This is a genomic window from Sporosarcina pasteurii, assembly GCF_041295575.1.
GTDB classification, from domain to species: Bacteria; Bacillota; Bacilli; order Bacillales_A; family Planococcaceae; genus Sporosarcina; species Sporosarcina pasteurii.
In genome coordinates, this window is sequence record NZ_CP160452.1 from 485570 (window position 1) to 511397 (window position 25828).

Annotated in this window: 25 protein-coding genes; 21 read left to right on the top strand and 4 right to left on the bottom strand. The window is 36.3% G+C overall.

What is annotated here, in order from left to right:
- Window positions 1-50 precede the first annotated feature (50 nt).
- The 5 genes from AB1H92_RS02275 (at window position 51) to tagH (ending at window position 4172) form a co-directional block, all read left to right on the top strand.
- Window positions 51-617, top strand: a complete 567-nt coding sequence (locus tag AB1H92_RS02275) for a hypothetical protein (RefSeq protein ID WP_134268508.1) — start codon at window positions 51-53, stop codon at window positions 615-617.
- A gap of 216 nt (window positions 618-833) precedes the next feature.
- A complete protein-coding gene (gene tagD / locus AB1H92_RS02280; RefSeq protein ID WP_115359977.1) occupies window positions 834-1232 on the top strand; it encodes a glycerol-3-phosphate cytidylyltransferase in 399 nt (132 codons plus the stop codon).
- A gap of 121 nt (window positions 1233-1353) precedes the next feature.
- Window positions 1354-2532, top strand: coding sequence for a CDP-glycerol glycerophosphotransferase family protein (locus tag AB1H92_RS02285; protein ID WP_115359978.1), 1179 nt, complete (start codon window positions 1354-1356; stop codon window positions 2530-2532).
- Between the two features lie 20 nt (window positions 2533-2552).
- The gene (locus AB1H92_RS02290) at window positions 2553-3359 is read left to right on the top strand and encodes an ABC transporter permease (RefSeq protein ID WP_115359979.1); all 807 of its coding nucleotides are present in this window, start codon (window positions 2553-2555) and stop codon (window positions 3357-3359) included.
- A gap of 18 nt (window positions 3360-3377) precedes the next feature.
- The gene (tagH, locus tag AB1H92_RS02295; RefSeq protein WP_115359980.1) at window positions 3378-4172 is read left to right on the top strand and encodes a teichoic acids export ABC transporter ATP-binding subunit TagH; all 795 of its coding nucleotides are present in this window, start codon (window positions 3378-3380) and stop codon (window positions 4170-4172) included.
- 35 nt (window positions 4173-4207) lie between these two features.
- Here tagH and AB1H92_RS02300 read toward each other — a convergent pair whose 3' ends face one another.
- Complete coding sequence (locus AB1H92_RS02300; protein WP_115359981.1) at window positions 4208-4939, bottom strand: WecB/TagA/CpsF family glycosyltransferase; 732 nt, start codon at window positions 4937-4939, stop codon at window positions 4208-4210.
- A gap of 262 nt (window positions 4940-5201) precedes the next feature.
- Here AB1H92_RS02300 and AB1H92_RS02305 point away from each other — a divergent pair, with 262 nt between their 5' ends.
- Window positions 5202-6494: a S1C family serine protease gene (locus AB1H92_RS02305; protein WP_115359982.1), complete on the top strand. Its 1293-nt coding sequence runs from the start codon at window positions 5202-5204 to the stop codon at window positions 6492-6494.
- Window positions 6495-6534: 40 nt separating this feature from the next.
- Here the strand turns inward: AB1H92_RS02305 and AB1H92_RS02310 are convergent, their stop codons facing one another.
- Window positions 6535-7572 (bottom strand): C40 family peptidase, encoded by a 1038-nt coding sequence (locus tag AB1H92_RS02310; RefSeq protein ID WP_115359983.1) that lies wholly within the window; start codon window positions 7570-7572, stop codon window positions 6535-6537.
- A 686-nt stretch (window positions 7573-8258) separates the two neighbouring features.
- Between AB1H92_RS02310 and AB1H92_RS02315 the strand changes: the two genes are divergently transcribed.
- The gene (locus AB1H92_RS02315; protein WP_115359984.1) at window positions 8259-9245 is read left to right on the top strand and encodes a nuclease-related domain-containing protein; all 987 of its coding nucleotides are present in this window, start codon (window positions 8259-8261) and stop codon (window positions 9243-9245) included.
- 611 nt (window positions 9246-9856) lie between these two features.
- Here AB1H92_RS02315 and AB1H92_RS02320 read toward each other — a convergent pair.
- The gene (locus tag AB1H92_RS02320) at window positions 9857-10783 is read right to left on the bottom strand and encodes a LytR family transcriptional regulator (protein WP_115359985.1); all 927 of its coding nucleotides are present in this window, start codon (window positions 10781-10783) and stop codon (window positions 9857-9859) included.
- Window positions 10784-11602, bottom strand: coding sequence for an SGNH/GDSL hydrolase family protein (locus AB1H92_RS02325; RefSeq protein WP_115359986.1), 819 nt, complete (start codon window positions 11600-11602; stop codon window positions 10784-10786).
- A 157-nt stretch (window positions 11603-11759) separates the two neighbouring features.
- On the opposite strand from AB1H92_RS02325, the gene AB1H92_RS02330 reads away from it, so the two are divergent.
- The 14 genes from AB1H92_RS02330 (at window position 11760) to galE (ending at window position 25812) form a co-directional block, all read left to right on the top strand.
- On the top strand, window positions 11760-12491 hold the full coding sequence (locus AB1H92_RS02330; protein ID WP_115359987.1) for a YveK family protein: 732 nt from the start codon (window positions 11760-11762) through the stop codon (window positions 12489-12491).
- A gap of 1 nt (window position 12492) precedes the next feature.
- Entirely contained in the window at window positions 12493-13203 is a 711-nt protein-coding gene (locus tag AB1H92_RS02335; protein ID WP_115359988.1) for a CpsD/CapB family tyrosine-protein kinase, read from the top strand.
- Between the two features lie 61 nt (window positions 13204-13264).
- Window positions 13265-14032 carry a tyrosine-protein phosphatase gene (locus AB1H92_RS02340; protein WP_115359989.1) on the top strand — a complete coding sequence of 256 codons (768 nt, stop codon included), beginning with the start codon at window positions 13265-13267 and terminating at the stop codon, window positions 14030-14032.
- A gap of 105 nt (window positions 14033-14137) precedes the next feature.
- Complete coding sequence (locus AB1H92_RS02345) at window positions 14138-15967, top strand: nucleoside-diphosphate sugar epimerase/dehydratase (protein ID WP_115359990.1); 1830 nt, start codon at window positions 14138-14140, stop codon at window positions 15965-15967.
- A gap of 89 nt (window positions 15968-16056) precedes the next feature.
- A complete protein-coding gene (locus AB1H92_RS02350) occupies window positions 16057-17271 on the top strand; it encodes a DegT/DnrJ/EryC1/StrS aminotransferase family protein (RefSeq protein WP_370475286.1) in 1215 nt (404 codons plus the stop codon).
- Between the two features lie 22 nt (window positions 17272-17293).
- Window positions 17294-18256, top strand: a complete 963-nt coding sequence (locus AB1H92_RS02355; protein WP_115359991.1) for a hypothetical protein — start codon at window positions 17294-17296, stop codon at window positions 18254-18256.
- Between the two features lie 58 nt (window positions 18257-18314).
- Entirely contained in the window at window positions 18315-18932 is a 618-nt protein-coding gene (locus AB1H92_RS02360) for a sugar transferase (protein ID WP_115359992.1), read from the top strand.
- A 21-nt stretch (window positions 18933-18953) separates the two neighbouring features.
- Window positions 18954-20081 (top strand): glycosyltransferase family 4 protein, encoded by a 1128-nt coding sequence (locus tag AB1H92_RS02365; RefSeq protein WP_115359993.1) that lies wholly within the window; start codon window positions 18954-18956, stop codon window positions 20079-20081.
- A gap of 36 nt (window positions 20082-20117) precedes the next feature.
- Window positions 20118-21419 (top strand): O-antigen ligase, encoded by a 1302-nt coding sequence (locus tag AB1H92_RS02370; RefSeq protein ID WP_115359994.1) that lies wholly within the window; start codon window positions 20118-20120, stop codon window positions 21417-21419.
- Window positions 21420-21453: 34 nt separating this feature from the next.
- A complete protein-coding gene (locus tag AB1H92_RS02375; protein WP_172481034.1) occupies window positions 21454-22191 on the top strand; it encodes a phosphorylcholine transferase LicD in 738 nt (245 codons plus the stop codon).
- Window positions 22192-22247: 56 nt separating this feature from the next.
- Window positions 22248-23480: an oligosaccharide flippase family protein gene (locus AB1H92_RS02380; RefSeq protein ID WP_243835825.1), complete on the top strand. Its 1233-nt coding sequence runs from the start codon at window positions 22248-22250 to the stop codon at window positions 23478-23480.
- A 77-nt stretch (window positions 23481-23557) separates the two neighbouring features.
- A complete protein-coding gene (locus AB1H92_RS02385) occupies window positions 23558-23992 on the top strand; it encodes an adenylyltransferase/cytidyltransferase family protein (RefSeq protein ID WP_115359997.1) in 435 nt (144 codons plus the stop codon).
- Window positions 23993-24013: 21 nt separating this feature from the next.
- Window positions 24014-24736, top strand: coding sequence for a metallophosphoesterase (locus AB1H92_RS02390; RefSeq protein ID WP_115359998.1), 723 nt, complete (start codon window positions 24014-24016; stop codon window positions 24734-24736).
- Between the two features lie 74 nt (window positions 24737-24810).
- Window positions 24811-25812: a UDP-glucose 4-epimerase GalE gene (gene galE / locus AB1H92_RS02395; protein ID WP_115359999.1), complete on the top strand. Its 1002-nt coding sequence runs from the start codon at window positions 24811-24813 to the stop codon at window positions 25810-25812.
- Window positions 25813-25828: the final 16 nt, after the last annotated feature.

Consider the following 25828-nt stretch of genomic DNA (forward strand, 5'->3'; position numbering starts at 1 on the left):
AGGGGCTTTAGTTATTTTTTCTGTAATTTTATCAACATCGGCATACGCAGTTGGAAGCTTGGAGAAATGGTGAATTCACTCTGAACATAAAAGAAATTACACCACGCCAATCATTGATGGGAACACCAAGAAGTTATCCTAATGTAAATAATTACATACACTCAAATGGATTTTCAGTTGTAAACGTGAAGTACAATCATGAAAATATTTTCACGAAATTCAATTACCGTGGTGGATTTGGAAACGTTGAGGGCGTTGTAGCACACGAGACAGCTTATAATAACTCGAATATTTCTGGTGAAATTGCGTATATGTCAAGAAATCACACAAACGCATTTGTACATGCATTTGTAGATCATTCTCAAATTATTGAAATTCATCCGCCAGAGTTTGGTGCATGGGGTGGAGCCAAAAAATCAAGCATTAATGTTCACTTAACAGAAAAAGTTGGAAATAATATTTGGTATCGTGGAACTTTGAATGGTAAAACAGTGTGGATTCATAAATCATACTTGAAATATATCATGCTTAATAAATATATGACAAGAAGCATACCTACTCGCTCGGAGGAAATGGTATGCTTCTTATTATTTACTTACGATATCTATACAAACTGATAGTTTATTAGTGATTAATATTAAAGGAGAGCATCACGTTATCGGCTAGAGAAAAAAGAAACATTAACCTTTTTAGGGATGCGCGAAATGATTACCAGTTTAAAAATCTCTCGAAATAGTATATAATGAAACTCGGTAACAATTACGTTAACTTATTGAACACTGGATAAAATAAATATTAAATTAAAATATATACTATTATTGGAGGTATTCTTTATGAGAAAGGTAATCACGTACGGTACGTTTGATTTGCTGCACTCAGGACATATAAATATTTTAAGACGTGCAAAGGATTTAGGAGATTATCTAATTGTTGCAATTTCATCTGACGAATTTAATGCGCTAAAAGGAAAGCAGGCTTACTATAGTTTCGAACAACGCAAGTTGATTTTAGAAGCAATTCGATATGTGGATGAAGTGATTCCGGAGCATACTTGGGAACAAAAGGTGCAAGACGTTCAAAATCATGACGTAGATGTATTTGTGATGGGCGATGACTGGGAAGGTAAATTTGATTTCTTATCAGACTACTGTGAAGTTGTCTATCTGCCAAGAACTGTGGGGATCTCCACTACAAAAATCAAAGAAGACTTAAAAGAAGTTTTGGCTAAATAAAAAGCATGTATATTCCCGTACCTATTCCGTTAAAGGTACGGGCTATTTGTTTTGTATAAAGTAGAATGTGATATACTTTGAAAGAGTCAAGTAAGATTTTGATTGAATCGAGGGGACGTGCATGTTGGCGAAGATCAAATCACATAAATTATTTTTAGTGATTTTTAAAGTAGTATTCACAGTAATTGGCCTTCTGCCTAAAAAGAAAAAGTTAATGATTTTTGAAAGCTTTCACGGCAAGCAATATAGCGACAGTCCGCGGGCGATTTATGAGTATATGAAAAAGCATTATCCCGATTACGAGTTGCTTTGGAGCATTGACAAAAGAAGCACCCCACTTTTCCAAGACTTCAAAGTACCTCATATCCAACGATTTACGCCTGTTTGGTTTTTAATGAAGCCGAGAGCGAAATATTGGATTAATAATGTTAGAACGCCCGGGTGGATGCCTAAACCAAGAGGCACTGTTTATGTCCAAACGTGGCATGGCACACCTTTGAAAAAATTGGGACTTGATATTGAAGAAGTGCATATGCCGGGAACGGAAACAAATACGTATCGCAATAATATTTTAACGGAATCCGCAAATTGGTCTTATTTAGTTTCTCCCAATCAATACTCAACAGAAATATTCAAAAGTGCTTTCGGATATAAAGGTGATATCGTTGAAAGCGGCTATCCAAGAAACGATATTCTTTACAATGCAACACCTGAAAAAGTGAAGGCGGTTAAAAGTAAATTAGAAATTCCTTTAGATAAAAAAGTCGTTTTATATGCACCAACATGGAGAGACGATGATTTTTATGCGAAAGGGCAATATAAATTTAGTTTTCAATTTGATTTGGAAAGAATGAAAGAACAATTTGGCGACGAATTCGTTCTATTAACAAGGATGCATTATTTAGTTGCGGAAAGTTTTGATTTCACAGCGTATGAAGGATTTGTGAAAGATGTATCCGTATATCCGGATATCGCAGAACTCTATTTAATAAGCGATCTGCTCATCACGGATTATTCATCAGTCTTTTTTGATTATGCAAATTTAGAACGTCCTATTATTTTCTATATGTATGACCTAGAAGATTACCGTGATCGACTCAGAGGTTTTTATTTTGACATCGAGCAAGAGGCGCCGGGACCAATTGTAATGGACGAGGCATCACTTTTTAATGCAATTGAACAAGCTTTAAGAAATGGGCATGGGTCAACCGCTGCGTTTCAAGATTTTTATCAACGTTTCTGTTATATTGAAGATGGCCATTCGACTGAGAGGCTTATCAATAAAATTTTAAAAGAATAAAAAGCAAGTGAGGAACATATATGAGATCTTCAATCGTTGTATTGAAAGAACAAATAAAACAATTTCATCTCGTTCGCAGACTTTCTGTTTATGAAATTAAAAGTCAAACGAGTGGAAACTATCTAGGGGCAGCTTGGGAAATCATAAATCCAGCTATCCAAATTATGATTTATTGGTTCGTTTTCGGCTTTGGAATCCGGCAACGTGCACCGATTGGGGATGTTGAATATTTCCAATGGTTATTTGCTGGAATCCTTGTCTGGTTTTTTATTAACCAAGGTGTCATGAAAGCGACACGCTCTATCTATACAAAAATTAGAATGCTGGCGAAGATGAATTTCCCGATGAGCGTCATTCCTAATTATGTCGTCATCTCACAATTTTACCCGCACCTTATTTTGTTGGGGATAGGAATTATTATCTTACAATTTATGGGGTATCCCGTTTCGATTTATTATTTACAATTGCCGCTTTACATGGCAGCGACAATTGCGTTATTATTTAGCATTACACTAATAACTTCAACGCTCGCAACGATTGTGCGCGACGTGCAAATGATGCTGCAAGCGATGATGAGAATGTTGTTATATTTATCGCCGATTTTATGGCCGCCCACATTGTTGCCCGAAAGTTGGCAAACATGGTTGAAGTTAAATCCTTTCTATTACATTGTAGAAGGATATCGAAACACATTGTTGGGACAAGGCTGGTATTTCCTTGAAAATCCAATGTACACACTTTACTTCTGTGGATTAGTAATTGTGTTGTTTATGATAGGTGCTTATTTGCATGTAAAGTTCAGAAGTCAGTTTATCGACTTTCTGTAAGTATGGAAGTGAAAATTTATGTCGAATTCAGTTGAAGTACAAAATGTTTATAAAAAATATAAATTATTCAAAGGTAAGTCGGAGCGCATTCTCGACTTACTTCTTCCGCATAAAGAGTATGGAGAAGCTTTTTACGCATTAAAAGATGTTTCAATAGAAGTTAAAGAAGGGGATATCGTCGGTTTTGTAGGCGTAAACGGGTCAGGAAAGTCAACGCTTGCAAACATTATCGCTGGTATCGTTCCATCGACTTCTGGTTCAGTAAAAACCAATGGCGATGTCGCGTTAATTGCAGTAAACGCAGGGCTTGATAATAAGCTCACAGGCCGTGAAAATATTGAACTTAAACTATTAATGCTCGGCTTTTCTAAAAAAGAAATTTTATTAATGGAAGATGAAATTATTGAGTTTGCGGAACTTGAAAAGTTTATCGACCAGCCAGTAAAGTCCTACTCAAGCGGAATGCGGTCGAGACTTGGATTTTCCATTTCGGTTAGAGTAGATCCAGATATTTTAATTATTGACGAAGCGCTATCCGTTGGGGATAAAGCTTTCGCTGAAAAAAGCTTGGCGAAAATGCACGAGTTTAAAGAGCGTGGGAAGACGATGTTTTTCGTCAGCCACTCGTTATCACAAATGAAGCAGTTTTGTGATAAGGTCTTATGGCTTGAGTATGGTGAAGTAAAAGAATTTGGTGAAGCCGCTACAGTTCTAAAAAACTACGATGATTTTTTGAAGAAATATTCGAAGATGAGTAAAGCGGAGAAAAAGAAGTATCGTGATGAAGCGATGGATAGAAGAAATGTTAAATAAAAAAGCAGGTTCGGAAAAATTCCGAACCTGCTTTTTTATTTCTTTCTAGCTCGTGTTTTTAACACCTCTACCAAAAACACCGGAATCTTCATCATCCGCTTCGCCCGCGTAGGTTGCGTAATAAGGCGGTATAACCATTCAAGGTTATTGTTCGTCCAAAACTTCGGTGCACGTTTGAGGGTCCCAGAAAGGACGTCAAAACTCCCGCCCACCCCTACAAGAACTGCATTTGGAAATTGAGCCCTATAAGTAGCAATCCATTGCTCTTGTAATGGGGCCCCCATTGCAACGAATATAAAATCTGGATTAGTGGCGGCAATCTTATCAGCAGCTTCCTGTCCTTTCGAGGAATACCCATCCATCGTACCGGCCATTTGTAAGCCTGGGTACTGTGAAAAAGCTTTTTCGGCAGCTTTCCCTGCAATTCCCGGTTTAGCCCCGTAGAAGTACACACGCTTCTCAGCAGCGCGTGCATATGCTAATAAATCATGTAATAGCTCATATCCCGGTATTTTTTCCTCTAGTGGCTGTTTTAATAGCTTGGATGCAATGATGACACCAATGCCATCGGGTAAGACATAATCCGCATTTAATACAGCGGCTTGATAGTCCTTCGATTCCTTCGTCAACATAATGATTTCTGGATTTGCCGTTACGATAAATAAATTTCCTGTTGAATCTTTAAAGTGTTCCTCAATTTTATGTAGAAACTTTTCTTTACGTATATTTGAAATTGGAATATTTAATATATTGATTTTTTCAACCATTGCAAAGCTCCTTGATTACGTGTCGTCTATTGTTAGTTATACCACAAAATTGGGTAGATAGCTTTTGTAAAGCAAGTGGTTTGTAATCAAACAGTAATATTTGTCTGAAATGTAAAAACGCGCTCGAAACTTCTTTATTTAAATCAAGAAATTAGCTAATAAAACTTCACAATCTGCTATAATAAAGCAATAATCGTGAAACAAATCGGGCTGGGAATCCGTTATATCTAGTAATTGAATTAAGTGTAAATGGGGTGGGGATGTGGCTAGTAACCGTAAACGTTTACTGTTATCTAGTTTTTTTCTTATCGCTGTAGTCATTATTTTTGTCGTTCTTTATTTTCAGTTTAAGAAACCTAGTGTATTTGAGGCGCAATTAAACCGAGTGCAATTTGCAACAAAATCTTCTAATGATATGTCAGTGGCGATTGTTTTACCTGAAGAGGTTAAAGAAGTTAAAGAAGTTGAAGAAGTCGAGGAAACCGAGGTAGAAGAACCTCCTGCCGAAGAGGAAGAGATTGGCACGATAGTCCAGATTGTCGAGAAATCGGAAGTCCCGATAGCGCCAGAAAAAGACATTGCGATGGCGATCGCGAATGCGAAGATGTATGTGTATACAATCGATACGGACTTGGAGCAAGGGTCTGGCTTTTTATTTAACAATCAGGGGGATATTGTCACGAATGCCCATGTTGCGAAAGATGCGACTTATGTCGTTGTGACGAATAGTGATGGACAGCAATTTACTGGACATGTCGTTGGGATCTCTGACCGTGTCGATATTGCGTTAATTCGCGTTCCTGAGCTGGCGGGGAAAGAGCCGATGGAGATGGAACTGTCAAAAGTTGAATCGGGAAGAAGTGTATTTGCTTTAGGAAGTCCGGAGAATATCGCGAACACTTCATCCGAAGGGAAAATTTTAAGTGTCGGTAAAAGTTTTTTCGATGAGTATGCGTATACGGACTTATATGAAATGGATGCCTTAATTAAAAGAGGATCAAGTGGTGGGCCATTGATTGATGCAGAAACGGAACGGATTTTGGGGATTAATTCAATTATTCTAGAAGATAATCCGAAAATTGGCTATGCAATTCCTATTTATACAGTCATGAATCAGTTAAATGAATGGGCTGCGAACGCGAAGCTTGAAATCGAAGTCGTGGAAGAAGAGTGGAATCATTTGGATGCCGCGTATTTTGATGAAGCATTATTAACAAGCTTTATCGAGAACTATTATGAATTGCTTCCGTACTCATTAAATGATCGTACGTTAACGTATTATCGTAGTTATTTACGACCTGGCAGTCAAGCGGAAGGTGAAGGGATTAAACTCATTAATGAATATGCAGCAGATGAACGGGTATTTGATGCAGTGAAAGCCTCTGTTGAAACGGTAGAAATTGGTGATGATGAGGCGGAGATTATTGCGAATGCGACATTTGTTTATCATAATGAAGTAAGTGATGAAGTATATGAAATTACCCATGAAGCAATGTATACGGTCATCATTGATGAGTATGGAGACTATCAAATTACAAATATCGTTACAAAGTAAAAGCACAGCCGACATTGAAGTCGACTGTGCTTTTTTATAATTATCGTCTATAACTATGGAAATATTTTTTCCAGTAAGCTTCATTTACATTGTTAATACGTACATTTTTTCCAGCTGCGTGAATAAATTGGCCGTTGCCTAAGTAAATCCCAACATGAGAAATACCTGCACGGTATGTCCCAGCGAAGAATACTAAATCTCCAGGTTGCGGATTACTTACTTTTTTAGTTTCTGCGTACTGACCTAGTGTCGTACGAGAAATATTTTTACCAGATTGTCTAAATACATATTGTGTAAATCCGCTGCAGTCGAAACCGCTCAAAGATGCTCCACCGAAACGGTAAGGTGTTCCTAATAGTGCTCTCGCATTGTTAATTAATGAAGATGAAGCTACGCTGTTAGATACCTTCTTAACTGTTGTCTTTTTAGCCGGTGCTTTTTGAGCAGTTGCTTTTGTTAATAATGTACCAGAAATCCATCCAGTTTTGCCGTTTGCGCTAACTTTGTACCAAGTTGTTTTCCCGACTTTTTTCTGTGCAGTCACTTTCACAGTCGCGCCTTTTTTTGCAAGTGTTACAATTTTATGGTTTGTTCCTGCGTTTGCTCGAATGTTTGAATTGTACTTTGTTTTGTATGTTCCGCTTGCTGCAGTTGTTTTAGGTGCAGCGGCTTTCTTTTTAGTAGTTGTTTTCTTAGCTGTCGTTTTTACATTATGTGGTGATAGTAATGTACTTAAAACCCAACCAGATTTACCACTTACGTTTACTTTATACCAAACTTGTTTCCCGACTTTCTTTTGGTGAGTCGCTTTTGCTACAGCGCCTTTTTTGGCTGTAATGATAATCCCGTGTTTAGTACCTGCATCTCTGCGGACGTTTGTGTTGTATTTCATTTTGAAAGTTCCTGTTTTAGCTGTAGCTTTAGTACCGGATACTTTCACAATAGCAGTACGATCATTTGTTGTAGAAACTTCATTTTGACTAGCTTGTCCATTTATTGTGCTTGCATTAACATTCATCGTAGCGCTAGATAATAGCAATGAACCTGCAGCAACAATTGAAAATATAATTTTCCTCAAAATATTCTCCCCTAAAAATGATTTTTTTATATTAAAATACTAAAATGTTAAATTTGACCTATGTATCACTTTAATGGGAATAGAACTAAAACACAACGTTGTTTAGATTACAGATATATTACAGTTGTGTTACAAAGGGGGGAAGGCTGTCTAATTACGCAGAAGTATGAAAGGTTTAATGGGATTGGAATGTCCTCTGAAAGATTCGTAATATCCGCTTCTCGCCGTCGAATGTCCTAGCAAAGTCGAAAGATGTCCTCTTAATCTTCTAATGTCCGCTAAAAGCCTGGGGATTTCCGCTCCCCGCCGTCGAATGTCCGAGCGATGTCGAATGATGTCCTCTCAATCTCCTAATGTCCGCTAAAAGCCTGGTGGTGTCCGCTCTCCGCGGTCGTATGTCCGAGCAAAGTCGAATGATGTCCTCTCAATCATCTAATGTCCACCGAAAGCCTGGTGATGTCCGCTCTCCGCCGTCGTATGTCCGAGTAAATTCGAATGATGTTCTCTCAATCTCTTAATGTCTGCTTAAAGCCTGGGAATATCCGCTCCTCGCCGTCGTATGTGCGAGCAAAGTCGAAAGATGTCCTCTCAATCTCCCACTAGAACCAATAATTTTCCCCCTTGTCGCTGTATGTTGAATTTGGTATTCTGTAGTTAGAATAAACTGAAATTTAGAAAGGGGAAGAGTGTCAATAAAGATTACTAGAGAAAAACCAATACTGATCGATGCATTACCCAGGTTAATTGCTCGTCTGCCTGAAAATTATCCCCGAAAAGATGAGTTAGGTTTGACGCAGCAGCTATACAACATTGAAGCAGGTTTTTCAGGAGAAACAAAAGTCGACCGATACCTCGAATTAATCGAGCTCCCCGAATCGTCGATAGTACTCACAAATGTTCAACTTTCCCTAGCCCCCGGGCATTCATTTCAAATAGATACTTTGATATTGGCAAAGCAATTTATATTAATACTGGAAATTAAAAACATCACAGGTGAACTATATTTTGAAACAGACCCACACCAATTGAGACAAATCAAATTAAATGGTGATGAAGCAATTATGGAATGTCCGATTACACAACTACTGGCCGCGATAGAAAGTTTAAAGGTCTGGTTAGCCAAGAAAGGCTTTAATTATGAAATTTTCGGGCAAATCGTACTGGCAAATCGAAAAGCTGCCGTTAAAGTAGCACCATCCAATGCACCGATTCTTCACTTGAAAAGACTTTCAATTTATTTGCGCGAACAAGCAGAGAAATCGCCTATTTTCACTACGGTTGAATTAAGCAGAATGAAAGAATTAATTGTGCGAAATCAATCAAACTATCAAACGTATCCACTATGCGATTATTTCAAAATCAATCCAAATATACTGAAGAGAGGTCAGCTCTGCTCACGCTGCAACAATTCGATGGACTATCAAAGTCACAAGCAGCGTTATTGTCGTCACTGCAACATGTCAGAGCCAAATAATTACCGCCAATCCATTCAAGATTGGTTCATGCTCATTAGTCCTTCACTTTCAAATCGCCAATGTAAATATTTTTTACAATTAAAAAATAGAGACGATGCTTATTATGCAATAAAATCTATGCAGCTCAATAAAGTAGGGAAGTCCGTAGCAACTAAATACTACTGGCCGAAAGGGAGGCCTTTTAAGATAATAAAATAATTGAATGGGGAAGGGGTGCCGCGGCATCCCTTTTAATTTTGAAGTGAGGGGAGTTCGAGGAATCAATAGGTTTTTGTGAAGTGGAAGGGGAGGCTTTGACAGGTAACTCAATTTACTTTGAACTACGCGATTTCCGTTGTATTTTGCAAGGATGCTCAGTGCAATCATGCAAAATGTTGCTTCGCGCTTGGAAGGTCCTTCGGACCTATGCGGATGTCCGTTCTTCGCGGTCTTATGTCCGAGCAATGTCAAGGTATGTCCTCCCAATTTCTCTATGTCCGTCGAATCTCTTTGTATGTCCGCTATCCGTAGTGTTATGTCCGAGCAATTCCACAAGATGTCCGTGCAATCCTTTTATGTCCTCTGAATCGCTTCATATGTCCGACCCTTACCACGTTATGTCCCCGCAATCCCCGGATGTCCTCTTGAAACTCTAGTTTTGTCCGCCCGCGGCTAAGCTATGTCCGCGCCAAGCCCCATTATGTTCCCTCAATTTTCATATGTCCCCCGAATCCCTCATTATCTCCGCCCAATCCAGCCACACATCCCTCAAAAAAACAAAAAAATCCCCCATCCAGTCAACCAACCGGATGAGGGACTCCCTATCAAGCTCAAAGACCTAAATGCGTTCTCAATTCACCTTGAATCTGATCCAATTCATTATCGTTCATAATGTAATACCAAATGCCATTCATCTTCTGGCCTTGGCCATCTTTAATGTATAGCTGTTCCACATTCCCAGCAGCTTTTCGGTAGTTTTTCTGGACGTCGACCATTTCGTCGAAGGTCATGTTTGTCCGGATGTTGTTGCTGATTGCGCCGAAAATACTCTTGTAGTTTAAAATACTACTTACGGATGCACCTTCACGCAGAACGGCTTCGATAATTTGTTTTTGACGGTCTTGACGGCCGAAGTCACCGCGTGGGTCTTCGTAGCGCATGCGTATAAACGCTAACGCTTCATCACCATTTAGATGAATATTCCCTTTTGGAAATATGTGTTTTCCTTGTTTAAAGTCTAGCGAATTATTGATATTTACACCACCAACTGCATCAACGATATCTTTAAAACTTTCCATATTGACTTGTACGACGTAGTCAATCGGGATATCTAGTAAATTCTCAACTGACTCCATTGCCATTTCGATGCCACCGAATGCGTATGCGTGGTTCAGTTTGTCTTTGAATCCGCGACCGACCATTTCGGTGTATGTGTCACGTGGGATGCTGACCATTTTTGTTGAGTTTGTTTCTGGGTTCACGGTTAATACGATCATCGTATCGGATCGTCCGGAGTCGCCTTCGCGTTCGTCGACCCCTAAGACGAGTACGGAAAACGGATCTGCTTTATCGAAAACAACTGGTACATCACGCTTTCCGGATACATCTCGATCAATCGGCTCGTAAATATCTTTTACTGTTTTTGTGAAGTCCAGATAAACCATCAATACATACGCGGCAATTGCAAGTAGTAGGACGGCTGGTATGCCGACGATCCACGGCCATTTTTTCTTCTTTTTACGATTCATTCTACCCATTTATTCTTCCTCCATCTTTTCAGCGATAAAGTACTCGATTAATGCATTTGCCCAAATATCGGCACCTTCATTATTCGGGGCACCGTCTTCATTGACATAGTCTAGAAATTCGTCAGAATCGAAGTCCGGCCAATCTGCCCAGTGGTTAATGTAAGGAAAGTTATTTTCTTTCGCGAATGCTTGTAAAGAATCGATTTGCGTCGGGTAATACCTTGCGTTATGAACAGGTTGCGGGGGATGTAAGATTAGGACCGCATCCTCTACGGCTGAAACGAGTTGTTCATGAAACTGGAGAATGTGGGCACGTTCATCTTCAATCGTTACGTTGCCATTATTTTTTAACGTAAACGGTTCGAATAAAATTACGTCGTAGCCTTCCGCGAAATCGATTTCTGCATCATTCATAAATTTGTCTGATGTTCCATTATAAGAAATAATTGTCGTTTCGATGGAAGTGCCATAAATTTTCTTAAGGGCATTATCAAGGCGCTCCGCATAGCCTGGATTCCCATCTTCCATGACATTCGATCCAACGAGTAAAAACTTTACCGGTTCACCATCATCGAAGCGATTTAGAAAAACGGCTTGTACGGCTTCATCTTGATGCTTGATCAATGATAGAAGACGTTCACGTTCATCGATTGATTTCGATTTATCGCTATCATCTGACGCAGTCTTTTTATTGTCATTCGATGCTGCCGTCTTAGCAGTGTCTCCATGGAATGAAGACAGTTTCTCTTTCCATTGTAAATAACTGCCGGCTAATAATACGATACAGCCGATTAGTACTATGTAAGCAAATATTGTTTTTTTAGTCATATTCTACTCCTTTATGCTACAATAATGAATAGTTTTTCGTGTATGTAAATAGATTATCTCACAAATTGGACTGAATTCATATGTTTAATTGTGTCGGGATATGTTATACTGTCTCAGTATATAAATTATCGACTATTAAAAGGGGTCTTTATAGATTATGGAAGAAACTATTAGTTTACAAGATTTGTTTAAAACGCTTCGTAAAAGAGCATCTTTAATTTCTTTTATGACAATCATCGCTGTTGCGTTAGCCGGCATTATTAGTTTTTCATTTTTAACTCCAATATATCAAGCGTCTACTCAAATCCTTGTCAATCAAACCAACCAAGAAAACTCATCATTAAATTCTCAAGACATTCAAACGAACTTACAATTAATTAATACATATAACGTCATTATTAAAAGTTCAGCAATCTTAACAAAAGTGATCGATGAACTTGATCTTGATGAATCTGTTGGAAGTTTGAATGGAAAAATTACAGTGAATAGTGCTCAAAACTCACAAGTCGTCACGATCAGTGTACAGGACGAGGATCCGGCACAAGCTGTCCGCATTGCGAATGCAACTGCATCGGTCTTCCAAGCAGAAATTGTCACGCTGATGAATGTAGACAACGTGAATGTGTTGGCACCTGCAGAGATGGCGGAAAAGCCGTCACCGATTAAACCGAACCCGAAACTGAACATGGCGATTGCAGCTGTCATTGGACTCATGTTAGGTGTCGGGATTGCGTTCTTACTTGAATACTTAGATACGACAATGAAAACAGAGCAAGATATAGAAGAAGTACTAGGACTACCTGTATTAGGATTAATCAGTCCAATTCCTGACGAAGATTTGAAAAATGCGACGATGAATATTAAGAATAGAAGAAGGAGGGGGAAGTAAGATGTTTTTTAATAAGAAAAAGAAGCAAGTGATGCAAGCAGTTGCAAGAAAGCTCATTACGAGAGCGAATCCGAAATCGGTTATTTCAGAGCAATTTCGTACGCTGAGAACGAATGTAAATTTCTCTATGCCTGATGAATCCTTACAATCCCTTCTGATTACTTCCGCGTCACCAAGTGAAGGAAAGTCGACGGTCGCAGCGAACACTGCGGTTGTTTTTGCACAAGAAGGAAAGAAAGTATTACTCATCGATGCAGATATGCGTAAACCGACTGTACATTATACGTTTCATATGACAAACACACTTGGGTTATCGAATTTATTAACACGCCAAGCATCCTTAGCCGATGTCACGAAAATGAGTGATATCGATAACTTAGACGTCATTACATGTGGACCCATCCCGCCGAATCCTGCGGAACTTTTGGGTTCTAAAACGATGGATACGATTTTACAGGAAGTCAAACAAACTTATGACATTGTCATTTTTGATGCACCGCCAGTGTTATCTGTGACGGATGCGCAAATTTTAGCGAATAAAGCAGACGGGACAATTCTTGTGTTATATGCGGGGCAAACCGAGAAAGAAAGCATTGTGCGCACGAAAGAAGCACTTGTTGCCTCACAAGGAAAATTGATTGGCGCTGTTTTAAATAACTATATTATGGATAAAGATCATTATTACTATCAATATTATGGGACAGAAGAGTAAAGAGGTGAGAGACCGTTTTACTCTTTTCTGTTGTTGAATAATTAGTAAAGGTGTTGGTTTCATGCTTGACATGCACGCGCATATACTTCCGGGTGTAGACGATGGCCCAGAAACAGTAGCTGAGTCGTTGGCATTACTTGAAAAGGCGGAATCAGAAGGAATTACAGATATCATTGCAACATCACATGCCTATAGTCCGCATTACGATGTTCCTAAACAACAAGTGCTCCAAGGACTTGAACAACTGAAGGCTGAAATGCAAAAAGAGAAGCTCAATCTTCAACTCCAAACGGGGCAAGAAATTCGCATTCACGACAAAGTCGTCGAGCGTATTGAAAGTGGAGAAGCATTGACGTTAGCGAATTCAAAGTATGTATTAATCGAACTCCCTTCTTCTGGAATACCGGCTTACACAGTATCCGTGATTCAAGGGATGTTAAATTTAAATAAAGTACCGATCATCGCACATCCAGAAAGAAACCGGGCTATTGCAGAAAAGCCCAGTCGATTAGGGCGACTTATTACGCACGGGGCACTTGCTCAAATTACATCGGGCAGTTTAGTGGGGCATTTTGGAAAAAACGTTCAACGTTTATCGATGCAACTCGTGGAAGCGAATTTAGTTCATGCGTATGGAACTGACGTACATAATCTTGAAACGCGTCCAGCGTTTTTTGAAGAAGGGTTAGATCAGTTAGATAAACATGGTCATCATGATTTTGCAGATATTTTACTCGAAAATAACGCAAGAATTCTGACGAATGAAGATTTTATCTTATTGGAGCCGCAAGCGATCGAAAAGAAGAAATGGTGGCAATTCATCGGATAGAAGGTGAAAAGTCCCGTTGCAAATCAATACTAAATATGCTTTAATTGGATGTTCTAGTTATAATGTTATACTATAAATATAAGTTTAAGTGAAAGGAGACCTATGATGACAATTAAAAAGAGAATGACCCTGCTGTTTATTGTCGACTCCTTGATCGTCTTATTTTCTATATACTTAGGGTACTTTATCTTGCATCCGGATACGAATATATTGACAAGTAAAACCGTACTCATGAGTGCGATCACGATTCAAGTGGCGCATCATATTCTGGCTTGGTATTACGGGTTGTATCGTAAAGCATGGTCCTATGCTTCGATTGGCGAATTAAAGTCTATCTTTAAAGCTGTGACACTGACGATACTTGTCGTCGCGATTGTTCAATCGATCGTAGTTCAACATGTCTATGTGCGTGCACTTTTCCTCACATGGATGTTACATATTCTACTAATTGGCGGTTCACGGATGTCGTGGCGAATTACACGGGATACAATCCTTCGACGTACTGGTAAAGGAGCGACGAGGACGATGATTGTAGGAGCGGGTGCTGCAGGGACCATGGTTGCTCGTCAGTTACTTGGAAACCATGAATCTACTATGAAGCCAGTCTTGTTTGTAGATGACGATGAGACGAAATCAGGCTTAGAAATTTTCGGCATTAAAGTGTTCGGTGGGATGAAGAACATCCCAGACTTAGTCAAAGACAATGACATCGAAAAAATTGTCATCGCCATTCCTTCATTGGATAAACAAGAGATGGCGAGTTTAACAGAAATTTGTCTTGAAACAGGAGTTCGAACGCAAACCATTCCACGCATTGAAGATTTAATGACGGGGAAAGTATCCGTCAACGATATGCAAGATGTGCGAATCGAAGACTTATTGGGACGTGATGAAGTCCAACTAGACTTAAAAGCAATCGCTGATAAATTGACGAATAAAACGATTCTTGTCACAGGTGCTGGCGGTTCGATTGGTTCTGAAATCTGTCGACAAGTGAGTGAGTTCCGACCAAAGAGACTCATTCTATTAGGACATGGTGAAAGTTCTATCTACAGTATAGACATGGAATTGCGGCAAAAGGTTGCACGAGATATAGAAATACTTCCGATCATCGCAGACATTAAAGATCGAAATCGAATCTTTGACATTGTCAGTGCGGAAAAACCAGATGTAATTTATCATGCGGCTGCGCATAAACATGTACCTTTAATGGAAGCAAATCCGATGGAAGCTGTTAAAAATAATATTTTTGGAACGAAAAATGTTGCGGAAGCTGCGGATATGTTTGGTGTTCCTTATTTTGTACTAGTTTCAACAGATAAAGCAGTCAATCCACCGAATGTAATGGGTGCAACGAAACGTTTTGCGGAAATGATTGTGCAAAACCTGGCGAAAGAAAGCACGACAAAATTTGCTGCGGTACGTTTTGGGAATGTGCTTGGATCGCGTGGTAGTGTGGTGCCTTTGTTTAAGGAGCAAATTGCTAAAGGCGGACCAGTTACGGTGACGGATCCTGAGATGACGAGATATTTCATGACGATCCCAGAAGCTTCAAGACTTGTGATCCAAGCAGGAACACTTGCGGCAGGTGGAGAAGTATTCGTGTTGGATATGGGCGAACCTGTAAGGATTGTTGACCTTGCGAAAAATCTTATTAAACTATCAGGTTATGATGTGGATGAGATTGGGATTAGGTACTCGGGGATTCGTCCTGGGGAGAAGTTGTTTGAGGAACTGTTGAATGAAGATGAGATTCAGAGTGAGGATGTATTTCCGAAGATACATATTGGGAAGGCAGCGCCGATTAGTGAGACTGAGATGGAGTATGTGATTGAGAGGCTTCCGGAGATGAGCAGTGTGGAAGTGAAGGAAACATTGGTTGGGTTGGCTAATCGGAAGGTTATTGAAGGTCAGAAGAAAGTTACTGCAATTTGATAAATATGTTTACTAAATTTGATAGCCGCAATAAAAAAACAAATCATTAGTACAGGTCAGATTATTAAATTAAAGTGAGGGCAATTATAATGACTATAGAATTAAGAAATATACCATTTTCTCCTCCGGATATTACAGATCCGGAGATTGAAGAAGTGATTAGAACTATGAAGTCTGGTTGGATTACAACTGGGCCACGAACAAAAGAATTGGAAAGAAAAATTGCCAAATATATAGGTGTAAATAAGGCTGCTTGCTTAAACTCTGCAACTGCATCAATGGAACTTACACTACGAATTTTAGGAATTGGTCCTGGTGACGAGGTTATCACTTCAGCCTACACCTACACGGCGTCTGCATCAATTATTGAGCATGTTGGAGCAAAAATTATACTCGTTGATACAGCTCCAAATTCTTTTGAAATGGATTATTCAAAACTAGCAGACGCAATTACAGATAAGACAAAGGCAATTATACCTGTAGATATCGCTGGGAAAATGTGTGATTATGATGCTATTTATAAAATAGTAGATAGTAAAAAGAGCTTATTTAAACCTAATAGTGAAATCCAAAGTTTATTCAATAGAGTGATAATTATGGCTGATGCCGCACATGCTTTTGGTGCTGAAAGAAAAGGGAAGCGATGTGGACAAGTTGCAGACTTTACCTGCTTCTCTTTTCATGCAGTGAAAAATTTGACAACGGCAGAAGGTGGTGCTGTTGTATGGCGTAATGACCGAGGCTTAGATGATGAGTGGGTTTATAATCAATTCATGCTGTATAGCCTTCATGGTCAGTCAAAGGATGCTCTAGCTAAAAATCAAAAAGGTGCTTGGGAGTATGATATTGTATATCCAGGCTATAAGTGTAATATGACGGATATCATGGCTAGTATTGGATTGGTTCAGTTAGAAAGATATGAGGAACTATTGAAAAAACGTAAAGAGATTGTTAATACGTATGACAAAGCCTTGCTGCCTTTGGGTATTCAAAGTTTACAGCATTTCGGTGAAGATTTTTCATCTACTGCTCATCTATACCTGGTGAGGATTCCCAACACAAGCGAAGAAAAAAGAAATGAAATTATTCTAAAGATGGCAGATGTAGGGATAGCGTGTAATGTCCATTATATGCCATTACCAATGTTTACAGCTTATAAGAATTTAGGATTCGATATCAAAGATTTTCCTAATGCATTTAATCAATATGAAAATTTAATTACTCTACCTCTGCATACTTTGTTAAGTAATGACGACGTAGAATATGTTATAGAATCTTTTAAGAATATTATTAAGTTAAATTAACATAAAAGAAGGTTGAAATAAAATGGGCTTTAAGATGAATAATATTATTGATGAAGATAAATTATACAAACTTCTTAATGAAAATAATTTTTTACTAAAAACACATTATAATAATGTAACAGATAAAGAAAAATTCATTCTGTCTCAAATAGAAAGTCAGAACTGTAATAAGGGCGGGGTCATTAGATATTTTATTAAAGAGGATGAATTGAAAGGGTACTATAAACTAGAAAAGTTAGATTGGGATTCACAATTATTTAATAGAAATATGTGGAGGCTTGGATTAGTAGTTAATACCAGTATGTTAGAGGATATAGATCATATTAAATCTGTATTCCTTGAAGATTGCTCTAAATATGACATCGAACATATATCATGTCAAGTAGATTCAAATGACTATAATAGTACTTCTGTATTGGAAAAATTAGGATTCATGATTGTTGATTCAATAATAAGGTTCGGTACAGAATTAGATGGAAATTCATTAAATAAAAATGAATTTATAGAAGACGATATTATAATCAGAGAATATAAGACAGGAGATTATCATGAGGTAGTAGAACTCGCAAGTAGTGTTTTTAATTATTATCCAAATAGGTTTCTTAATGATGGACATTTTACCAATGAAGAATGTAGTGAAATGTATATAGAATGGACTAAGAATTCATTAAAAGGTTTCGCGGATATAACAATTGTTTCTGAAAAAGATAAGAAAATTAATGGCTTTTCTACAGTTAAATATAAACCCCTAATATATAACGAAAGACTAACTATTGCCGAAGGACAGTTATCGGGTGTATCAAATGTATTTAGGGGCCAGGGAATAAATACCCAAATGCTGATGAAACGATTGAAAATAGCATCTAGACAAGCTGATTATTACGAGGTTGGTACGCAAGTATATAATATGGCTTCACAAAGAACATTTTATAAATGTGGTTTAAAACCAATTCATTCGTATTTCACTTTTCACCTTTCACCATAATATTGCTTGAACCTATAATAGAATTAATAATTAGACTTTGTACAAAGGTGGTTTGCAAGTGTATAGGTTACGCATAAAAAGATGTTTAGATTTAGTTTGTTCATTCCTACTAATGCCATTTTTTCTTTTACTCTTAATCCCGATATCTATTGCAATCAAAATAGAAGACAGAGGCCCAATATTTTATGGAGGTACAAGAGTGGGGAAAGATGGTAAAGAATTCATTATGTATAAGTTCAGATCGATGACCGTTAATGCTCCGGATATTAGAAATGAAGACGGAAGTACCTATAATTCAAGCATTGATACTAGAGTTACTAGGGTTGGTAGAATATTAAGGGAAACTAGTATAGACGAAGTTCCACAAATAATAAACATGCTGAAAGGTGATATGAGTTTAATAGGTCCAAGACCAGGGCTACCAGACCTGCTTAGTAGTTATAGTCAAGATGAAATTTCCAAATTAAGAGTTAGACCTGGTATTACAGGTTATACCCAGGCTTATTATAGAAACGATATAACTAATAGAGAGAAACGTCTCAAGGATGCTTGGTATGCAAATAACGTTTCCTTATGGTTAGATGTGAAAATTTTATTTATGACAATACTAACTGTATTGAAGCGAAAGGGACTTTATACTAATGATGGTATTAGTAAAGACATTAACCAAAAGTAATATAAATCATAGGAGTTTATTATGAAAAAAATGTTGTTTATAAGTAATATCACCAATAGGATAACAAATTTTTCACTTCCATCTATAGAAGCTAGTCAAACGTTAGGTTATGAATTTCATTTAGCTGCGAATTGCTCAGGTTTCACTGACGATACATCAATGTACAATGTGAAAATTCACCATATAGATCTTGTCAGAAACCCTTTTAGTCTAAAAAATGTTAAGGCATATAAACAAATGCTAGCCCTACTAAAAGAGGAAAATTTCGATTTTATTCATTGTAATACTCCAATTGGTGGGCTTCTGGGGCGACTGTGTGGTAAGAAACAAGGTGTACCCAAAATTATATATACTGCACATGGTTTCCATTTTTATAAAGGAGCACCATTATTAAAAAATATACTATATAAGACTGCTGAAATGTGGTTAGCTCATTATACAGATGCGATAATCACGATTAACCAAGAAGATTTTAAAGCCGCTCAAGAATTCAAGTTACGTGACAATGGTAATGTGTATTATATACCAGGAGTAGGAATAGATAATTTATTAATAAAGGAAGCAAAGTCAAATAGACAAGAAATCTCAAATGAGATTGGGATAAATTCTGATACAGTATTAATAATTTCAGTTGGAGAATTGAACGATAACAAAAATAATAAAGTTATAATTAAGGCTTTAGGAAAGTTACAGAACCCAAACCTTCATTATATTTTGTGTGGTGAAGGTGAAAAAAAAGATGAATTATATAATATTGCAAAGAAATATAATATAGAACAGAATATTCATTTTCTCGGTTATCGTACAGACGTTTACCAATTACTCAATTCAAGCGATATCTTTGTAATGCCATCATATAGAGAAGGACTATCACGCTCAATTATGGAAGCCATGAGTGCGGGGCTTCCTTGTATAGTTTCAAATATCAGAGGTAATGTGGATTTGGTTGAAGAGCATGAGAATGGCTACCTGTGTGAACCTGATGATATTGATTGTTTTGCTAAGGCCATAGATATTCTTGTGACAAATAATGAATTGAGAGAAAGAATGAGTGCTAATAACATGAGAAAAGTTGAAGCATTTAATATTGAGAATGTAAAAAAATGTATTTTAGACACTTACAGCGAGGTTTTAAGTGATATAAAATAAGTCGAATAAGGTTACATTTTCAACGGAGGGTTCAATTTGGTTGAAAAAATAAACTCTAATAACCAAAAAAATAAATCAGAATATATATTGATATTTTTAATAATTATTCTATCAGTATTTTTAAATCAACAAAAGCCTATGTTCGGTTTTAATTTATCGATTTCAGATTTTGCAGCAGTATTATTAATAATACTTTTTACTTATAAAGAAAAAATAGTAATACCTAAAAATATTTTAGCCTTTTTTATATTGTTATCAGTAGCTACATTAATTACTGCTTTTTTTATTTCCCCATATAAATTTAATTATATTCCAGAGCCGAATGAAATATTTAATAGCTACATTAAGCTTATTTCATCGTTTCTATATTTTATTTTGGGCTATAACCTGTTTAAAAATCAAGATATTACTATAGCGTATAAATGGTACTCGTACGGAGCAGTTATGATAGGCTTTATAGGTATAATAATCGTTTTTTTTAATGTTAACATTTTCAGTAGAGATTATTTTTTTGAAGGACCTAGATATATAGGGTTAATGAGTGATCCTAATTATTATGCTGTAATAATGTGTACATCTTTGGTATATTTTTTAAGAAAAAGAAATATAAATAAAATTTTAAAGGCTATCTGTTATGTAATTATATTTTTATCGGTTGCAATATCCGGATCAAAGACAGGTATGATTATATTCATAACCTATACAATGGTTATTTTATTTCAAGCTACAATTTCAACTAAAACAAAGGGGCAATTAATAAAAAACATTACAATACTTTTATTGTTTGTAGGCTCACTACCACTGTTATCAAATTATTTTATGAAAATAATACAGGGAATTGAAACCCAACATCCTATTTTCAAAAGGGTTTTAGTATTGTTTTATGATTTTGGTGCGGCTGTATCGGGAGATGGATCGGGGAGAGATAGAACTTGGTCCAGCGCAATTGACATAATTAAAGAGTCGCCTTTTGGCGTTGGAATAGGATCTTATTTAAATGTAAGAACTAGCTTACACGGTGGTGGTGGACTTGCCCATAATACCTATTTACAGATTATTTCAGAATGGGGGGTTCCACTATCACTAATATTATTTTTATTTTTATTGCATCTGGTGATAAAGCATCTTATCTTAAATAATAAATACCAAGTGGAAAGCGTTGTTGTCAGGGATATTTTATTAATTCTTTTAATAGGATCTATATCTTTATCACTTAATAATGCAAGGATGTTTTGGTTTTTTATTGGAGCGTTAAGTTGTAGTAATATAGGTGAAAAGGATCTGAAATCGCTGCGATATGCTACTGGCGAATCTAAAAAGATATATCATACTAAATGATATTATTGGAGTTTTTAAAAAAGGAGTAATCTATATGGATATTGAAAATACTCAAAAAGAATTATTAAAAATAATTAATGACTTTGACAAAATTTGTTCAAAACACAATATTTGGTATATGTTAGTTGGAGGAAGTGTTTTAGGAGCCGTGCGTCATGAAGGCTTTATACCATGGGATCCGGATATAGATGTGTTTGTTAAAAATAAGGATTTAAAAAAAATAAGATCTATATTGAAAGAAGAGCTTCCACAATATTATAATTATATAGAATGGGATAAAGAGGAAGGATATTCACTTCCCTTCGATAGATTGGGTTATAAGGAAATCCCACATCAAAAATTACATATGGATATTTTTCCTATTATAGGGGCTCCCACAAATAAGGTTGTTAGGAAGATTTTTACAAAGATTTGCTTTTTAACTTATAAGGCTAATCATTGTAAATACGTAGATATAAAATATGCAAATCCTAAAAATATAGGCAGTATTCTTAGATTAAAAAAGATATTGAGATTTATCCCCGGTTTTATTTTCAAAAACACTTTTTATATACTTAGCAACCTTTTTGATTTTAAAAAAGCTAAGTACTACTACACAATTGGAACCGGATACGGTTTTAAAGGTAGTATGCAAAAGGAAATCATTATGGAAACTGAAAAATTTCCTTTCGAAAACCTAATGTTGCCAATCCCCAAATATTGGGATGAATACTTAACTAATATGTATGGAGATTATATGACGCCAGTAAAAGAGGGGTTTAAGAAAGTTTAAAATAATTGAGGGCCGGGAAATCAATACAGAAATTTCATTAAATGAGGTTAAATTTGATGCAAACTGACACTTTTAAAAATAATGCAATATGGAATACAACGGGAAGTCTAACCTATGCATTATCACAATGGTTAATAATAGTTGTAATTGCTAAGATTGGTACCCCGGAAATGGTAGGAGAATATTCTCTTGCACTTGCGATAACAGCGCCTATTACGATGTTTCTCGGTGGGAAATTAAGGTTAATCTATGTAACAGACCACTCGGAATTCAGTTTTGCTGACTATTTAAATTATAAATATTTATCAAGTTTACTCGCTATCCTATTAATAATTATAATTGTAGGATTTACATCTTATAATTATTCTGTTGTAATGATAATTTTATTGATAGGTTTGTTTAAGATTCATCAAGATATAAGTGAATTATTATATGGCGTTTTTCAAAAACAACTAAAAATGAAGTTTATTGGTATTTCAAAAATTATTAAAGCTTTAATGATGATAGTGTTATTTACAATTACTCTTTATTATAGTAACAGCTTAATTCTGGCAGTTTTATCAATTGTTATCGTTTCTCTATTAATACTTTTAATATATGATTTGAAATTTGCGAAAAGGTTCGTTGGTATAAGATTTAAGATAAACTTTATTACAATTAAGGATATTTTACTTCTTAGTTTACCCTTAAGTATTATGACTTTACTTAATTCGTTGGCTACAAACGTACCAAGGTATATAATAGAGATGCGGTTAGATTTGTCGAGTTTAGGTTATTTCTCCGCACTTCTACACTTAATCTTTGCGGGGAATATCTTAATAGATTCATTAAGACAACCAATAATCCCAATCTTGGTTAGGAATTACAGAAATAAAAACAGAAAAAATTTCATTAAAATAATTGCAGGAGTATTACTCCTTTGTTTTATAATATCCTTTATAGGATTAATCACGGCATATATTTTTGGAGAAACATTACTAACAATTGCATATTCAGCCGATTACGCTGAATTTAATGATATGTTTATTATCATGATTTTGGCAAGTGGATTTATATATGGAACACTAATTTTGGATTCCGGAATAAACGCCGCAAGGAAATTTAAAATACAACCATTCATTGGATTGTTATGGCTTGTTAGTTCTATAATAATTTCATTTTATTTTATAACTGCATATGGGTTAATTGGCGCCGCATTGGGATTGCTAATATATTCATTTTTTAAATTCTTGACTTTTTTAGCTTTATTAATTTCAATTCTTGGAAACAAACATTGGGCAGACTTCTAATACTATTTAAATACAAATTCGCCTAAATTTAATTCTTTATATTTAGATTAGGGCGTAGCGGAGGTAATGAATAAATTATGAAAAAAAAATACAAGGTTGGCTATACTACAGGGGTATTTGATCTTTTTCACATTGGTCATTTGAATATTTTGGAAAAGGCAAAGGAACAATGTGAATACTTAATTGTTGGTGTTAGTACGGATGAACTGGTTGAAAGTTATAAAAATAAAACACCAGTTATTCCTTTTGAAGAACGAATGAAAATTGTGGAATCTATTAAATACACTGATCGTGTTGTTCCACAAGTAAGAATGGATAAAATGGATGCTCTAAAAAAATTAAGTTTTGATGTAATGTTTCATGGAGATGATTGGAAGGGATCATTAAAATATAATGAAATTGAACAGGAATTTGCAAAGTTTGGTGTGGATATTGTCTATTTCCCATATACCAAAGGAACCTCATCAACACAGTTAACAGATGTATTAAATAAAATAAAACAACCAATATAAAAATATTAGGAGGTTATTATTTTGAAGATAGCATTTATCTCTGACATTCATGGTAACGCAGTAGCTCTAGAGTCGGTTCTTGAGGACATAGACAAAAAAAATGTTGATAGAATTATTGTTTTAGGCGATATATGTTTTCGGGGACCAGAACCTAAACGATCACTGGATCTAGTACGATCATTGGACACTTATGTAATTAAAGGGAATGCAGATGAGTGGATTTATCGTGGGATTAAGCCTGGAGAAGTTCCTGATAAGGCATTGGATATCATGCGACTAGAGAAAAAATGGGCTTTAAAGCAATTAACAATTGATGATGTTGAGTATCTTGGTGCACTTCCAAAACAAATAACTACTGATTTAACAAATAAGTTGAAAATCCATGCTTTTCACGCCACCCCGGATAGCCTTTTTGAAGTTGTGAAACCAAGTGACTCTGACGAGACACTTATAACAAAGTTAATGTGTCATCAGTCAGCGGATATTTTCCTCTACGGGCATATCCATTTACCATTTGTACGTTTTATTAATGGTAAATGTATAGCCAATTTAGGGAGTGTAGGACTTCCGTTTGATGGAATTAACCAGTCCTCCTATATAATCGTCGAGGGAGAAGGGGATAATTTCAATATAAGCATTCAAAGGGTCAAATATGATGTTGAAAAAGTGATAAAGCAGCTATATGAAAATGAGTATCCCAACTTGGAGTTAATGGAGAATATTATTAAAAAAGGGACACTATAAATTACGTGAAAGTAAAAACAAGAAATCATTTAAATAATAGATTGGTTTTTATTAAAATGAGGTGACCGCGAAAAATGAACATACTAGTGACAGGTGGCACTGGATACATAGGCTCACATACCTGTATAGCCTTATTAGAAGCTGGTCATACAGTGATTATCGCAGATAATTTATGTAATAGTCGATATGCAATCTTAGGTAAATTAAAGAAACTAACAAATAAAGATATTAAGTTTTATCAAATAGATATAAGTGATGAGGAATCGGTGGATACTATTTTTCGTAAAAATAGTATAGATGGTGTTATTCATTTTGCTGGGCTGAAATCGGTCAGCGAGTCAGTAGAAAATCCACTGGTCTACTATTTTAACAATTTAGTTAGTACTATGGTTCTAGCAAAGGCTTGTTTGAAATATAATGTGAAACGGCTTGTCTTTAGTTCATCTGCAACGGTATATGGGGCTAACGAGGTTCCATTTGTAGAAACTATGGACCTTTTGCCAACAACTAATCCATATGGCGAATCGAAAGCTATGAGTGAAAGGTTATTAAGTGATATAGCAAAAGCGAATCCAACATTATCAATTTCTCTTCTTCGTTATTTCAATCCTGTAGGAGCGCATGATAGCGGACTAATTGGAGAAGTTCCTAATGGAGTCCCAAATAATCTAATGCCTTATATAACGCAAGTTGCCAAGGGTAAACTTGATAAATTAAGAGTTTTTGGTAATGACTATCAAACAGTAGATGGTACGGGTGTCAGGGATTACATTCATGTAATGGATCTCGCTGAAGGGCATGTTGCAGCGCTTGACAATCAAACAGAAGGCGTTCATATCTATAATCTTGGTACAGGTCGAGGTACTAGTGTACTAGAATTAGTCAAAGCTTTTGAAAAGGCAAATGGTATTGAAGTACCGTATGAAATAGTAGCCCGAAGACCAGGTGATATTTCTTCTTGCTATGCTGACGTTACAAAAGCAAAAAGAGAATTGAATTGGTCAGTTAAACGTGATATTATTGCAATGTGTCGGGATGCATGGCGATTCGAAAAAAGTTATAATGAAGAAATGTAATTTCGGGTGCATTATC